A 14,430-nucleotide genomic window follows, 5' to 3' on the forward strand; every position below is an offset into this window, starting at 1 on the left:
CTGCCCGGAGACTCCGTAGTCACTATCAAGCAGACGAACGAGGAGAGCATCCACCAGCATAATGCATACGCAGAGCGAAAGGCAACGATAGCCGAACTCGTCTCGGAGATGGACAAAGGCACACTGTAAATCCGGCATAATTTCACATTTTTATACGGGACCCGGATATTCTGATATTAAGTACTACTCTTTTACAACATCGTAATATTAGAGAGTGTCCTGAAGCGAAAGATATAAACTCTGTTTTCTTCATAACCCTTGTTGACGTACTCGCGTACGTTTTCAGTACAGAATTGTGTGGTAACACCAGTATAGTGTTCAGAACACCATAATATCGGAATGAGGCGATATATTTGTCGAAAGTTGTAGAGATTTCCCCAACTACGAGACATGAAGGCCATTCAAAGCTCGTTATGCAGGTCAATGATGACGGCATCGTCGAGCGTGGAGACTGGCTCAGCATCACCCCGGTGAGGGGTATCGAGAAACTCGCCATCGGCAAGACGATGGAGCAGGTTCCAAAGATCGCGTCGCGTGTCTGCGGTATCTGTCCCATCGCGCACACCCTGGCGGGCGTTGAGGCGATGGAAGCATCCATCGGGTGCGAGATTCCCGAGGACGCAAAACTGCTGCGTTACATCCTGCAGTGTGCCAACAGGACGCACAGCCACGCCCTTCATAACATTCTGTCCCTCCCGGACATGCACATCCCCGGAACCGACGTAAAGATCAACCCGTTCACCAAGGAAGAACCGGTCAGGAGCGCTGCTCTCAGGATCCAGCGGCTCCGTGAGATCGCCCAGACCATCGGCGAGATCGTCGGCGGAGAGGCCATCCACCCAAGCAACCCCCGCGTCGGCGGATGTTACAAGAACATCACCCCGCGTGCGAAGGCCAAGATCTACGACCTCGCGAAGGAAGGCCGGCTCCTGGCCCAGGAACACATGGAGTTTATGATCTCCGTCTTCCGGGACTTCCAGACACGCGGCACCACCGAAGTCGGCGGCGTCGAAGTCGAGATCCCCGACGACCTCGGCTACCACAGACAGGGTTACATGGCCACCGCGCCGATGTACGGCAGCTCGAGCCTTGATGCGAACCCCACCTGGTTCCCCGAGCGGTTCACCGAAGTCCGCCCCTGGGACTGGTACATGGGTGAGGTCGAGATCAGCGAGGCCGACCCGAACTACCCGATCGGCGGCACCACCCCCGTAGGAAACAAGGCCTGGCCCCAGATGGAGGCCTGCACCGGCGTCCCGCTCTATGACGGCCAGCCGATCGAGGTCGGACCGCGTGCACGTCTCGTCCAGTTCAAGAACTACGACGAGAAGGGAGCCATGGGCCTGCAGATCGCGCGTCAGATGGAGTTCCCCGACACCATGTACGGCATCCTAGACGCCGTGGACGCGCTCAACACCTCCGGGCCGGTGGTTGCCGACAAGATCCCGCAGGGTGACGGATCCCTCGGATGGGCCGCGAACGAGGCTCCCCGTGGAACCGACGTCCACCTCGCCCGGGTCAAGGACGGCCGCGTGCAGTACTACTCGCTGCTCGTCCCGACCACCTGGAACTTCCCCACCTGCAGCCGTGCACTGACCGGTGCACCCTGGCGGCTTGCGGAAGTCATCATGCGTGCATACGACCCCTGTGTCTCCTGTGCGACGCACATGCTGGTGATTGACGAAGACAAGAGACTGGTGGCCCAGAAACTCATTCAGTGAGCGTACACGCATGCTATTCCGTGAGATCGTGATCGCAGGGTGCGGCAATCCCCTCTATGCAGACGACGGATTCGGCCCTGCAGTCGTCGAGGAACTCAAGAAACTACAACTGCCCGACAACGTCAAGGTGATCGATGCCGGCCTTGGCGCCCCTCACTTCCTCTTTACATTGATGGGAGATGCGGAGGTGCCAGTGAAGAAGCTGATCATCATCGATATCGCCGATTTCGGCGCTAACCCCGGTGATGTGACGAAACTCCGGCCCGAGGACCTGCCGCCGGGCGCCTACCGGGATGCCCATTCGTGGGATCTCTCAGAGCCACTACAGCGATTGAAAGACATCATCGATATCACGATCATCGGGTGCCAGCCCAAGCGTGTCGCGAGCCATGAGTATGAACTGGGGCTCACTGAGGAGGTTGAGGGTGCCATTCCCAAAACAGTGCGTATCGTGCTGGAAGAAATTGGGGTAGAATATGGGGCTACTATCAACCATCAAGGAACGCATCTTTGGGCGTCGCCGGGAGAAACCACCGGAGATGCCGGGGAGAACCCCGGAGAAAAGACCTGAGGGGCAGCCGGCGGCAACCCAGCCGCAGGCGAAGCCCGCGGTGAAGCCCTCTGATGTGATTGTAAAAGAAAAGGTGGAAGTTGTACAAAAGGAGGAAAAGCCTGTGGCAGAAAAGATTACGATAGGTGAATTACACCTGAGCGGATGTACGGGATGCCTCGTTACGCTTGCGGATAACTACGAGGGTCTCTTCAAGCTGCTCGATGATTACGCGGACCTGGTCTACGCGTTGACTCTGGTCGACGTGCGCCACGTCCCCGAGATGGATGTGTGCCTGGTCGAAGGTTCGTGCTGTCTGAACGACAAGACCTCGGTAGAAGAACTGAAGGAAGCAAGGGCGAAGTCGAAGGTGCTCGTCGCCTACGGCGGCTGCGCGGCCTACGGCAACATCACCCGGTTCTCCCGCGGTGGTCAGTGGAACCAGCCCGGTCACGAGGCGTACGTGCCGATCAGCGAAGTCGTCGATGTCGACCTCTACATCCCGTCGTGTCCCCCGTGCCCCCAGCAAGTCAGGAACGTCGCCGTCATGGCCTACCTGCTGCTTCGCGGCAACGACGAGCAGAAGAACCTCGCGACCGCCTACCTGACGCCGCTGATGCAGCTTGCACAGCGCGGCAACGAGGCATGCGGCTGCGACCTGCTGTATGATGTCATCAACCAGGGCCTCTGCATGGGATGCGGAACCTGCGCCGGCACCTGCCCGGTCCGTGCCATCACCATGGAGTACGGTAAGCCGAACGTGAACCGCGACCTCTGTATCAAGTGCGGCGCCTGCTACGCGCAGTGCCCCAGGAGCTGGTTCAACTTCGACGTCATGAACAACTACGAGGGCATCATGGATGCCATCAATGGAGCCATGCAGTGAGGTGAGGAAGATGGACGTACTCGGTAACTACAAGTCCGTAATCTCGGCACGCTCGACCGACAAGGACATCACAAAGAAGTCCCAGGACGGCGGCATCATCACGACGCTCTTCGCGTATGCGCTCGAAGAGGGTATCATCGACGGTGCCATCGTCGCAGGTCCGGGCGACGAGCCCTGGAAGCCGGAGCCCGTGGTCGCGACCACGAAGGCCGAACTTCTGGCCGCTGCCGGAACGCGCTACACCATCAGCCCGAACCTCAACCTGATCAAGGAGGCGACTCGCAGCTACGGTCTCGACCGCGTCGGTATCGTCGGCACGCCCTGCCAGATGCAGGCCGTCCGGAAGGCTCAGCTCTATCCGATCGGCATGCGCGACGTCGACGACAAGATCGCCCTCGCGCTCGGCATCTTCTGCATGGAGAACCTCTCCTACCAGGCGCTCGAGGCAATCGTCGAGGACCACTGCAACCAGAAGATGGAGTCCGTCAAGAAGATGGACATCGGCAAGGGCAAGTTCACTGTCTACACCGAGCGCGGTGCAGTCAGCCAGATGCCGCTCAAGCTGCTTTCAAAGTACGTGCAGCCCGGCTGCAACGTCTGCCTGGACTACGTCGCGAACCTCGCCGACATCTCCAGCGGCTCCGTGGGCAGCCCCGACGGCTGGAGCACGGTCTTCGTCCGGAGCATGAAGGGTAACGCGGTCTGGGACGGCGCGATCGCCGCCGATCTCTTCGAGACCAAGCCGATGGACCAGGTCAAGCCCGGCCTCGATCTCGTGACGAAACTCGCCACCGAGAAGATCACGAAGAACCAGAAGAACGTGGACGCTCGTAAGACGTTCGGTCTCAAGGCGGACGGAACCGCCAAAGGTCTCCGGAACCCCTACGAGACTCCCTGAAACACTCTTTTTTTCGGTCGGTTCGGCCTCCCCTCAATCGGATATCTCCGACGGCTGAGTTTTACCGGGTTTATGTGAAATCAGTCGCCCAACCTCGGTCAAGCTGCCTAAAGAAAAAGGCCGATCCCGGGGACAAATCAGGCCCTCACGTAGAGGCAGGGCATCTGTAACCGGACGTCCGGGCCGTCATCTTTGAAAAAAACGATGGGGGGATCGCCCCCCGCCGCGGTTATCCGGTCAGACCGGCGAGAGATGGCAGGTGCTCTCTGCCGTCATACGTTACGCTGAAGTGTTCTTCCGGGTAGTATGTTCGTATTCAGTCCCTGAACAGTACCTGATACGTTACCGATTCTGCTCCAAAAAAGTCCCTGCAAAACTCCGCTGCTTTCGCGGGCTCGTATTCCTTGCAGCTGAAGATGTCGAGGTAGGCCGCGTTGGTCTCGTTCGCGAAGTGACCGGAGACGAGCGATGTCTCGATGAGCTGGGTCATGGAAAACCCTGCGACCCTCTCGTTCGGGCCGAAGTGGATGATCTGCGGTTCGCCAAACCTCTTCATGTCGATGAGGTCGCACAGTTCGACGATGAACCGGTGGATCTTCTCTGCGTCCCTGATCGTTGCCGGATCGCACCCCTTCAGGTCCACGCTCGTGTACAGCCCCCAGCACCCGCGTTGTTTGAACTGTGCAACGATCTCTACGTCGCTTACGGTCTCTGCCATAACGTTGCTTGCAGCAGCGTTGTTTGCCATTACTTTACTAGCCATGATCTCACCTTCGAGACAAACTCTGATCGAATGATCTCTGTAGATTTTGATAGTTCTGATTTTAAACTTATCCATGCTGCTAATGAAAAATAGCCCTTATTTCCCGGTTAGGCGTGAGCAATTCCGGGGTATCCTAAATTCTAAGGCACATTATTGACAGATTTTTAAATCGGTGGCTTTACTCGACCAATTCGTCATTTAGTAGTCAAAAACCAATACAAGATTCATACCAAGTATGAATATCCCCTGACCGGAAATTTTTTCCACGGACTTTGCTCCGGGGGTTTTCAGGCAGAAGGGGCCTTAAAAGACAGATCTTTTTTCGGCACGGCTTCCCGATATCATTTCGGATGGGAAAAACCAATAAGTCGGAGATAGGAAATATCCGCCCTCGCACCGGTCTCGATCCCGACCGAAAAGCAGCCGGGCGACGACTACGGAACCCCTCTCCCGGCATCTGAAATCAGGCCATCTTTGCCGGGCAACGCGCACCCCCGGCCTCCCGTCACGCACCCCGCCGGGCCTCCGGGCACGACCTGCCGCAACCGGGCCGAATCACCGGAACTCCGGAGGAGAGCGATGCGCACGCCGGACGTGTGCATGCAGATCTTCATGCGTGGGGTATCGCCTGCCGCAGAACGGGCAGATGAACTCCCCCATCTCCGCCGGGATATCGGGAGGCCTCCTCCTCCGCGGCGGCTCGCCCGTCACTCCTGCCTCCCCGCCCCGATCTCCTCGACTGATCGCCCGGAGACGACCGATCGGGGCTCCGTCGCGACCGGGTTTCTGCCGGGGTCGGCCTCGGCATCGTCCATCTTCACGAGCAGCCAGGCCTCGCCTTTCCCGGTCCTGAAGCGGGTGAGAGCGTACCCGCCCCGGATCTTCTCCCCCTCCAGCCGGAACGACACGTGGCCCCGCCGGAGGGCCTCGGCAACCCCGATCCTCTCCCCCTCCTTCTCGGTGAGGTTCTGGTAGGTTCCCCGGTCCCAGACGAGAACCGTTCCCGCACCGTAACTTCCTTCCGGAATGACGCCCTCGAAATCGGCGTAGTCGAGCGGATGATCCTCCGTCGGCACGGCGAGACGCTTCTCCTTCGGGCTCATTGACGGCCCTTTCGGAACCGCCCAGGACTTCAGCACCCCATCGACCTCCAGGCGGAAGTCGTAGTGGAGCGTGGTCGCTGCGTGCTTCTGGATGACGAAGATGGGACGGGAGGAAACCTCCCGTTCACCCGGCGGCTCCGGCGTCCGGGCAAAATCCCTCTTCTCGCGATACTCATCAAGCGTGTCAGGGCCGGCCATACCAGAACTCCGGCGCTGCCGGGAGATAAGAGTTTTCCCGGTCCCGGTGCTTCGCTGGAGCCTCCGAGGAAAAACCCGGAGGTCAAGCCAGCGACCCCCCTCGCACGAAGCGGGGCAACTCGTTAACCAAACAGGTCTTCGCGTTCTTCGCGGCTTCGCGTGAGTTAACGGTTTATAAGCGATGATATGGCCTCACGCGAAGAACGCGAAGCCGCGAAGGGAGTTACAGATAACCCTCTACCGTCCCTCGCGGCTCGCACTTCGCGAGAGATGACAATCCTCCCCGCGCATTGGGAATCACCGGAGCAACGTGCACTGCTTCACTAATGGTTCCGCTCGGACGCGGGGACGATTCTGACGTTCATCTTCTCCGAACCGATGATCAGGATCCCCTCCCCCGGCTGGAAGTTGAGAAGATCCTTCTCGCTCACCTCGAAGAACTTGGCGTTCTCCTGGGCCTGCTTCTTGTTCTCGGAGCGCATGCAGAATTTCACGGCGATGTTTGCGAGGATCTCCTCGTTGAAGTGGGCGATCAGCTGCGACGCGAGGATCAGCGAGACCCCGAACTTCCGCATCTCGGTGGCGTACTTGTTCAGGACCGCTTTGATCGAGGTCTTCGAACCGCTCTTCTGGCTCACCAGGAGTTTCGCCTCGTCGACGATCACAAAGAGCCGGAACTTCGCCCGCTCGTCCTCCGTCCCGCGCGGGATCTCGCCCGTCGCCTGGAGGGTATAGTAGATCCGCCGGAGGAATAGGTCTGCGAAGAGGTAGCGCAGGTTCTCCGGGAGGGCGTTTAGGTTGATGTGGGTGATCCCGCCGGAGAGGATCGTGGGGATCGAGATCTTCTCCTCCCCCGAGAAGAGCTTGTAGTCGAAGATGTCCTCGAGGTAGGCCGGGATCGCCTCGTCCTCGCAGTTCATAATCTCGCCCTCGATGTCGTCGAAGTCGAGCACCCGTGTCCAGGTCTCGGTCTTCCCCGTGATCCCGGACATCCGGTAGCAGTCCTTGATGATGTTCTTGATCTTCCGGCGCTGCTGGATGCCGAGCGTCGGGAAGTTGATCGAGATGGCGTCGACGAAGTCCGAGGTCGCCCGGAGCGGGGTGATCTCGTCGATATCGGGGTCGAGTTCCAGCGGGTTGAAGTAGTACTCACCGCCCTCGCGGATCTTGTACGACCGGATATCCCCGTTGCTCGCGGCCATGTCGCCGTGGAAATCGATCAGGACGACCGGCATCTCCTTTGCCGCGAGTTCTGACGCGACGCACCGGATCGTCTCGGTCTTGCCGGCGCCCGAACCGCCGAGGATGATCATGTGGCCGTTGTTGAGCTGGCCGGGCGACCAGTTAACCCGCTGCCCGTCCTGCGCATGCCCGAGGAAGACGTCGAACCCCCCTGACCGGGGTACTCCTGCCGGGACGTGTGACGGTTCGGCGGAACGGCGTTCCACAAAGACGGCATTTGAGGAGGGGGCGGGGGACGGGACGGCACGCCGGCGTGCGGGCGGCGGCGTGATCGGAAGCGGTTCCTCCATCTCCTCTTCCTCCTCTTCGTCGGGGAAGACGAACTCTTCCCACTCCTCCTCCTCGGCCGCGGGTGCGGGTGTTCCGACCGGGATCTCTTCCGCGGCGGGAGACGGCTCCTCCGGGGTGAGGGAGGAAAGCTCCGCTGCCGGGGCGGAACCATCGATGACGATCTTCTCGGCGACCTCGGCCATCAGCGCCTGTTCGAGGTCGCGCAGAAGCGTATCGTAGAGGTTGCGGTCCTTGACGATGAACCGGGCGAGGTCGACCCCGTCCTCCTCGCGCACCCCCTCGAGAACGTAGATCGCGTCGTCGAGTTCCGAGAGCACCCTGCGAGTTCGCGGCGGTGGGCAGGCGATGCGCGGATACGGTCGTAGTCCTCGCCGCAGGCAAGGTAGCGCAGAACGGTGAACGTCGAGTAGAACGACTCGAGGAGCATGTCGTAGTGCTCCCTGATCGCCGGATCGATCCGTTCGAGCACCCCCTTGAGGATGTACGCGAACTCCGGCGGGAAGGTGTAGACGACGCCGTCGGCCTTTGCGGCGTCGAGATCGTAGGCGTAGGCGAGAACCGCGCACCTGGCGGCCCTGAGCCGGGAGGCGAACCGTTCGCACTCGAGAAAGAGGCCCGGACTGTTGTTGAGGAGGAAACTGATGAACGTCTCTTCGGTGCGGGGGAGCGTGGACGGGAAGGTCTTGTTGACGAACGATCCCTTCACGGTCCCTGCGAGAAGCGCCGGGACGATCTCGTGGATCTCGCGGGCGAGACTCTCGATGTCCAGCGCCCGGAGCCGTGCCTCCATCAGCGGCCGGGCTATCGCCTCGCCGGTAGAAGTCGCCGTTAACACCGTCGTGCCGTGCCAGGAGGCGGACTCGATAAGATCGACCTGTCTGAGCGCAAAGAGCGGCCCGGACGTGTAGGCGTAACAGCTCTGTTCGACCACGCCCGCCCCTTCTCCGCGGGACGACGCGCTGTTCTGGGCGATGTAGATGTAGAGGAGCGTCTCGACGATGTCGCGAACCTCCTGCAGCCGGAAGTCCCGCAGGTACTCGGTGACGGCGGGAGGGAATGACTTCATCAGGGCCGGAATCTCGGCATCTGCATAGCCTGTGGCTTTGAGTGCTTTGGCAAGGTCTGTTGACACGGGTTCACCAGAGGGTGCGTTCTTCTCGTGGTGCCGGGCTTTCCCGGCCGGTGACGGCACGGTGCGCTGCACGATACCGCGTCACGCGACGCGGCCCTGCGGGCGGCCGCATCAGTGAAGCGGGTAGTTGGAATAGTTTCGCTCTACGACCTATTAAACATAGGCAGTTTGCAGAAAACCGGCCGCATCCGGCAGAATGCTCCCGTACCGGGGAAGCGCTCCGTTGCATCCCTCCGGGAGAGGCGGCGGCCATAACCCGGCGGATCTCCTGTTTCCAACCCCCTCAAAAATCGCCACATAAACCCTGATTTCCGACAACTCGCCGGAATCCCGGGGCATTGTTCATACTTACACTTATATATTATTGCGATTATATATTCCCCTGCCGAGGTGGTACCCCGTGACTACCCTTACCGAACACCAGCGAGTGATCATCGTCATAGCACTCCTCGCAATATCGGTCTTCCTGACCTACTACTTCCACGCCATCCTGATGCTCGGGACCGTCTTTTCGCACTTCTTCTACATCCCGATCATCCTGACCGCGCTCTGGTGGGAGAAACGGAGCATACTGGTCGCCATCTTTCTCGGCGGGCTCGTCGTCATCAGCAGCCTCCTTTATCGGCCCGAACTCCTGACCCTGAACGACTACGGACGCGCGTTGATGTTCGTCGTCATCGCCTTCGTCGTCGCGTCCCTCTCCGAGCAGCTCAAAGGGCGGGAGCAGGAGTTGAAGAGACAGAGGGATCTCGTACAGCGTTACCTGGACGTGGCAGGCGTCCTCTTCGTCGTCATCGGCACCGACCATACCATCCGGCTCATCAACCGTCACGGGTGCGAACTGCTCGGCTACCGGGAAGAGGAACTGCTCGGGAAAGACTGGTTCGAAACGGTTGTTCCCGGAGCGTTCCGGGAGGCGCGACGGCAGGTCTTTACCGAGTCGATTGCCCGGAAAACCGCCCTGCCGGGGCAGCGGGAGCACCCTGTCGTCACGCGGAGCGGCGACGAACTGATCCTCGCGTGGCAGGACACCGTGCTTACCGGCGACGACGGCCGGTCGATCGGGATAATCGGGTCGGGAGCCGACATCACCGATCGTATCCGCGCCGAAGAGGAGATGCGGGAGGCCCATGACGAGGCAAACCTCTACCTCGACATCATGGCGCACGATATCAACAACGCGAACGCCGTCGCTCTCGGGTATGCCGACCTGCTCGAGGCGACGCTCGACGGGGGGGAACAGGAGATGATCCGAAAACTCAGAGCCGGCGTCGGCCGGAGCATCGAGATCATCCAGAACGTCACGACGATAAGAAGGCTGCATTCCCATGAGACGGCGACGAAGCCCGTCGACCTCGACGCTGTCGTCAGGACCGAGATCGCCCACCATCCCGGTGCCCGGATCGCCTACAGGGGAACGGCGGCCAGGGTCATGGCCGACGGCCTTCTCTCCGAGGTCTTTGCAAATCTCATCGGCAACAGCATCAAGTTCGGGGATCCGGGAGTCGAGATCGCCGTCAATGTCGAAGAGAGCGGCGATAAAGTTCTGGTCTCGATCGAGGATACCGGGCCGGGAGTATCCGATACGGTCAAGCCAATCCTCTTCACCCGATTTGCGCGGGGAACGAGCAGCAGGAGCGGGAAAGGGCTCGGGCTCTACATCACCCGCACCCTGATCGAACGCTACGGCGGGCGGGTATGGGTCGACGACCGGGTTCCGGGGCGTCCCGAACGCGGCGCGGCGTTCCGGTTCACCCTCCCCCGGCCGGGCCGGACACGGGAGCCGCCGGCCTCCCCCGCACCGCCGGCGGCCTGCCGGATAGTCACTGCCAGACCTTGACCGGGTCGATGGCGGCGTCGATGATCAGGTCGAAATCAAGAGCGTCGAGCCAGCCCATCTTCTCAAACATCTGCATGAAACAGATGCCCACGACCTTCGCCCCGGGATGGGCGGCGACGACCGACTGCACCGCTTCTTTCTCGACCGGGACGCCCGGCATCGAGAGCCCGCCCATCAGGACGATCACCTTCGGGTCGAGGCTGACCGTATCGCCGGAGACCTGCATCCCGACACCCTCTACGGGGCGAACCGCTTTCGCCGCCGCCTCGTTCATGTACGGCACGTAGACCTGCTCGAGGGGGAGATCCCGGACGGCGAACCCCAGGAGTTCGATGAAAGGGGTGCAGGTGCCGGGGCAGCCGTAGTAGACGACCTGATCGCCCTCTTCGAGCCCTGCCTCCTTGAGGTATGCCTTGAACGGCCGGAGCATCCCGGGGACGCCGGAAAGTTGCTCTTTTAATTCCATAAGGGTCTGGTTGTCGTCGGGCCATATACCGTTTCCGGATGCGGCCAATCCTTAGAGCAACCCGCACCCGGAGAGGTGGTAGAGCCGTTCGACCCTCCCGGCCGCCTCCTCCGATACCGCCTCACGGATGCGAACGAGAACGGTCTCGATATCCTCTTCGGGCATGCACCCGAGGTCCTCCCGGCCGGCGAGGATCTGGTCGGCGAGGTACCCCCAGTCCTCGTCCGAGAGCCGGGCGACTCGCTCCGCAAAATCCTCCTCGTCCGCTGCGATGTGGTTGGAGACCGGCGGGAGGATCGAGTGGAACTCGTGGCCCGACTCCGGGCAGAGGACACCGCTGTACTCGGGGGCCAGTTTTCTCAGGATGGCAAAGTCCCTCTCGTCAAGTTCGCGTGCCATGGCTCCGTCCGTTCACGGGAGGCGTCTTTTAGCAAAAAAGTATTCGGCAGCTACGACTCCGAGAGGAGTTTCCCTGCCCGGGCGATGCTCTCGGTCTTGAGTTCCTCGAAGAAGATGGTGACCACCTGTGGGTCGACGCCGAACGTCTTCGTGACCGCGGCGGTGATCTCGTCTGCGAGTATCCGTTTCTGCTCAAGCGTCCGACCCTCTGCCATACGAATGGTTATTACCGGCATGATCTCTCAAAAGAGTGTAGGGCGGAGCGGTATTTATCGTTGCGCAAACGTCTCGAAACAGGGAATCGGGAACGGCGTGCCGTCACCCGGCAGGCACTTCTCCCGCCATCGTGAGCCCCACGATATCCCTGACCGCCTGCCCGAACGGTTCCCACGCTTCCGGCGGCACCCGCCGCCGTCCGGCGTTCGCGATCCGGGCGGCCGCACCGCTCACCTCCCGCTCGAGAATCCGTCCAAGCGCCTGCCGGGTTCCGTTATTCCCCGGGACGCACCGGAGGAGGAGCGCCTCCGACCCCGGCCGGGAGGCCCGGACCCCCGCACCGGGTGCACGGAGATCCGCGATGTCGTCGGCGACCTGCATCGCCTTCCCGGCGGCGAGGCCGAACTCGCCGAACGCAGCGACGACCGCATCCTCCTTCCCCGTCACCATGGCACCCCAGGCGGCCGCGAGCGAGAAGAGGCACCCCGTCTTTCTGGCGATGATCGCGTCGTAGAGTTCGGCCGCCGGGAGATCCGGCCCCCCGAGCATCTCCCAGGCCACGCCCCGGGCCATCTTCCGCTGGGCCGACGCAAGCATCGTCACGTATCCGGCACCGTAAGGAGCGGCAAGCGCGTAGGGGAGGGCGAGGATGCCGACGGCGTCGAGAACCGCCCGCCCCTCCCCCCGGGTGAGGTGAAGAGAGGGAACGCCCCGTCGGGCGGTATCCCCGTCCAGCATGTCGTCGAGGATGAGGCTTGCGGCGTGGGCGAGCTCGACGGCGCAGGCGAGGTCGAGTGCCTGTCGGGTGGGTGCCGCCGTGCGGGCGAGACCGGCGTGGATGTAGAGAAGGAGTCCTGCCCGCATCCGCTTTCCCTTCGAGAGGAGAGAGAAGACAGCGGAGTCGATCTCGCCCTCGCCGCCTGCCGTCTCCGCGATCCGGCGGTCGACGACAGGCCGGATCTTCTCAAGAAATTCGCGAAACGGTATCATGGCTCATCCCCCACGCCGATGCCGGTGCACCCGGTTAAGACGTCCGGATGGTAAAAAGGTGTGGGTCTGGTGCCGGGGGCATCTTCATTGCCCTGCAGAACCTCAGGACCTCCCGGTGGTACGGCAGTTGATCACCAGGAAAGGATACCTGAAGGCCGACGATGCGTTCGGGAACTGGCTCGCGGAAGTCCTCGCCGACCGATTGGCCGGGTGGCACGGCAAAACCCGGGTCTATCGGGTAGAGCCTGCATCGCATCTCGTCTGCCGGTACGAGTTTCCCGGAACGGGATTGACTGTAGTCGGCAAATTCTTCGGCGCGCGACCGGTGCGAGAACCCGCTACAACGCAGATGCGGCGATGAAGAACGAGTTTTCGCGGCTCCGCCGTGTGTCCGGCTGGATCCGCGTCCCCCATGCCATCGCCACGAACAGCCGGTTTAAATCCGTCCTCGTGACCGAGTACGTCCCGGGCCCGACCCTGCGGGAACTCCTCGATGCGGGGGCATCCCTGTACAACCCCCTGACCGGCGTCGCACACCTGCTCCGCCGGCTCCACGACGGCACTCGAACCTCATGCAAACGGGAACGCGATTTCGCCTACTTCCACGCGATTCTCGACCAGAACAACCTCCCGGGTTCCCGGAGGAAGCGGTTCGACCGCCTGCTCGGGGCGTGGTGGCACAGTACGCGGCTCGACCGGGAGGGATGCACGGTCCACGGCGATGCCACGCTCAGCAACTATCTCTTCGACGGCGGGGTCTGTGCGATCGACTTCGAAGGGGCCCGGAACCACACCCACCCGGTTCGCGACCTCGGCATCCTGGCCGCGGAACTCAGGGCATCGGGCGGGAGCATCTCGACTGCCGAAGACTACATCGGCCACCTGCTCTGGCACTACAGCCGTAGTGAAGAGGAGTTCCGGCACCATACCGCCGTCCTCCCCTTCTTCATGGCGCTCGGGCACCTCAGGATCGCACGGCTGCCCTGGCGGGCGGCGGAACGCGACTGGCTTTTAGCGGAGGCGGAGGCATGTCTCGGCGCGATCCACCGGTAACGGGAGTTCTCTTCGACTGTTACGGGACGCTCATCGACGTCCTGACCGACGAGCGGGATATCGAGACCTACCGGTGCCTCTCGCGATGGCTCATCTACCAGGGGGTCAGGATCGCTCCCGAGGACCTGCAGGATCTCTACACCGGCGGGGTCAGGGAGGCGATCGAGCTGACCGGGGAGCCCCACCCCGAGGTTAGGGTCGAGGAGGTCTTTGCCGGCATCTGCGCCGAACATGCCGTCTGGAAGATCGACACGAAGCGGCTCGGCATCGAGTCCGCCCGGGCGTTCCGGGCCGCATCGCTCCGGCGTCTCGGCGTCATCGAGAGGACCAGGGAGCTGCTCGACCTCTTCGGCGCAAAGAAGACGGGGGTCGTCTCGAACGGGCAGCGGGTCTTCTCGGAGCGCGAGATGCGGGCGCTCGGGCTCTACGACCGTCTCGGCTTCGTCATCTTCTCCTCAGATCTCGGCTACCAGAAGCCGGATGACCGGATATACGCGGCGGCGCTTGAGCGGATGAGGCTTTCCGCTCCCGAAGTCCTCTTCATCGGGGACAACGCCGAGAACGACGTCGATGCTCCCCGGAGATTCGGGATGCAGGCGCTGCACGTCGAGGAGGCGTGGGAGCGCTACGGAGTCTAAAAGTTGCGGACCCAGACACGGGTTTCAAGAGCCGGGGTGCGATG

16 protein-coding genes and 1 pseudogene are annotated in these 14,430 nt (G+C 61.7%); 9 read left to right on the forward strand and 8 right to left on the reverse strand.

Translation table 11 applies throughout. From position 1 onward, the window contains the following. The 5 genes and pseudogenes from EI28_RS14330 to frhB all read left to right on the forward strand — a co-directional run. Window positions 1-129: pseudogene (locus tag EI28_RS14330) on the forward strand (GTP cyclohydrolase I FolE2); the annotation flags it as partial. 224 nt (window positions 130-353) lie between these two features. After that, on the forward strand, window positions 354-1,721 hold the full coding sequence (frhA, locus tag EI28_RS01475; protein ID WP_048112074.1) for a coenzyme F420 hydrogenase subunit alpha: 1,368 nt from the start codon (window positions 354-356) through the stop codon (window positions 1,719-1,721). 10 nt (window positions 1,722-1,731) lie between these two features. Then, window positions 1,732-2,292: a coenzyme F420-reducing hydrogenase, FrhD protein gene (gene frhD, locus EI28_RS01480; protein ID WP_048112076.1), complete on the forward strand. Its 561-nt coding sequence runs from the start codon at window positions 1,732-1,734 to the stop codon at window positions 2,290-2,292. A 103-nt stretch (window positions 2,293-2,395) separates the two neighbouring features. Beyond that, entirely contained in the window at window positions 2,396-3,157 is a 762-nt protein-coding gene (gene frhG, locus EI28_RS01485; protein ID WP_048112078.1) for a coenzyme F420 hydrogenase subunit gamma, read from the forward strand. Window positions 3,158-3,167: 10 nt separating this feature from the next. After that, window positions 3,168-4,055: a coenzyme F420 hydrogenase subunit beta gene (frhB, locus tag EI28_RS01490; RefSeq protein WP_048112151.1), complete on the forward strand. Its 888-nt coding sequence runs from the start codon at window positions 3,168-3,170 to the stop codon at window positions 4,053-4,055. Between the two features lie 316 nt (window positions 4,056-4,371). On the opposite strand, the gene speD is transcribed toward frhB, so the two are convergent. The 4 genes from speD to EI28_RS14640 form a co-directional block, all read right to left on the reverse strand. Further along, window positions 4,372-4,818 (reverse strand): S-adenosylmethionine decarboxylase, encoded by a 447-nt coding sequence (speD, locus tag EI28_RS01495; RefSeq protein WP_048112153.1) that lies wholly within the window; start codon window positions 4,816-4,818, stop codon window positions 4,372-4,374. Window positions 4,819-5,525: 707 nt separating this feature from the next. Beyond that, entirely contained in the window at window positions 5,526-6,119 is a 594-nt protein-coding gene (locus tag EI28_RS01500) for a DNA polymerase ligase N-terminal domain-containing protein (RefSeq protein WP_048112080.1), read from the reverse strand. Window positions 6,120-6,442: 323 nt separating this feature from the next. After that, window positions 6,443-7,834 (reverse strand): ATP-binding protein, encoded by a 1,392-nt coding sequence (locus EI28_RS14635; RefSeq protein WP_369792234.1) that lies wholly within the window; start codon window positions 7,832-7,834, stop codon window positions 6,443-6,445. Further along, window positions 7,834-8,784, reverse strand: a complete 951-nt coding sequence (locus tag EI28_RS14640) for a hypothetical protein (protein ID WP_231476525.1) — start codon at window positions 8,782-8,784, stop codon at window positions 7,834-7,836. The genes EI28_RS14635 and EI28_RS14640 overlap by 1 nt, the downstream gene beginning before the upstream one ends. 400 nt (window positions 8,785-9,184) lie before the next feature. Between EI28_RS14640 and EI28_RS01510 the strand changes: the two genes are divergently transcribed. Then, on the forward strand, window positions 9,185-10,624 hold the full coding sequence (locus EI28_RS01510) for an ATP-binding protein (RefSeq protein WP_231476526.1): 1,440 nt from the start codon (window positions 9,185-9,187) through the stop codon (window positions 10,622-10,624). Here the strand turns inward: EI28_RS01510 and EI28_RS01515 are convergent. From EI28_RS01515 to EI28_RS01530, 4 genes are all read right to left on the reverse strand, one after another. Further along, the gene (locus EI28_RS01515; RefSeq protein ID WP_048112082.1) at window positions 10,608-11,090 is read right to left on the reverse strand and encodes a DUF2124 domain-containing protein; all 483 of its coding nucleotides are present in this window, start codon (window positions 11,088-11,090) and stop codon (window positions 10,608-10,610) included. The two genes, EI28_RS01510 and EI28_RS01515, sit on opposite strands and share 17 nt — an antisense overlap. Window positions 11,091-11,141: 51 nt before the next feature. Further along, complete coding sequence (locus EI28_RS01520; protein ID WP_011845016.1) at window positions 11,142-11,489, reverse strand: hypothetical protein; 348 nt, start codon at window positions 11,487-11,489, stop codon at window positions 11,142-11,144. Window positions 11,490-11,539: 50 nt separating this feature from the next. Further along, entirely contained in the window at window positions 11,540-11,725 is a 186-nt protein-coding gene (locus tag EI28_RS01525; protein ID WP_048112085.1) for a 2-hydroxymuconate tautomerase, read from the reverse strand. 82 nt (window positions 11,726-11,807) lie between these two features. Then, window positions 11,808-12,695: a polyprenyl synthetase family protein gene (locus EI28_RS01530; RefSeq protein ID WP_048112086.1), complete on the reverse strand. Its 888-nt coding sequence runs from the start codon at window positions 12,693-12,695 to the stop codon at window positions 11,808-11,810. Between the two features lie 115 nt (window positions 12,696-12,810). Here EI28_RS01530 and EI28_RS14645 point away from each other — a divergent pair, with 115 nt between their 5' ends. Genes EI28_RS14645 through EI28_RS01540 form a run of 3 tightly spaced genes read left to right on the forward strand, consistent with a single transcriptional unit; the run spans window position 12,811 to window position 14,386 of the window. Next, complete coding sequence (locus EI28_RS14645) at window positions 12,811-13,056, forward strand: hypothetical protein (RefSeq protein ID WP_231476528.1); 246 nt, start codon at window positions 12,811-12,813, stop codon at window positions 13,054-13,056. Beyond that, the gene (locus EI28_RS01535) at window positions 13,053-13,748 is read left to right on the forward strand and encodes a phosphotransferase (protein WP_231476529.1); all 696 of its coding nucleotides are present in this window, start codon (window positions 13,053-13,055) and stop codon (window positions 13,746-13,748) included. Before EI28_RS14645 ends, EI28_RS01535 begins: the two co-directional genes overlap by 4 nt. After that, window positions 13,724-14,386, forward strand: coding sequence for an HAD family hydrolase (locus tag EI28_RS01540; protein WP_048112088.1), 663 nt, complete (start codon window positions 13,724-13,726; stop codon window positions 14,384-14,386). The genes EI28_RS01535 and EI28_RS01540 overlap by 25 nt, the downstream gene beginning before the upstream one ends. Window positions 14,387-14,430 lie beyond the last annotated feature (44 nt).

This window comes from Methanoculleus sp. MH98A (genome assembly GCF_000691865.1).
GTDB lineage: Archaea > Halobacteriota > Methanomicrobia > Methanomicrobiales > Methanoculleaceae > Methanoculleus.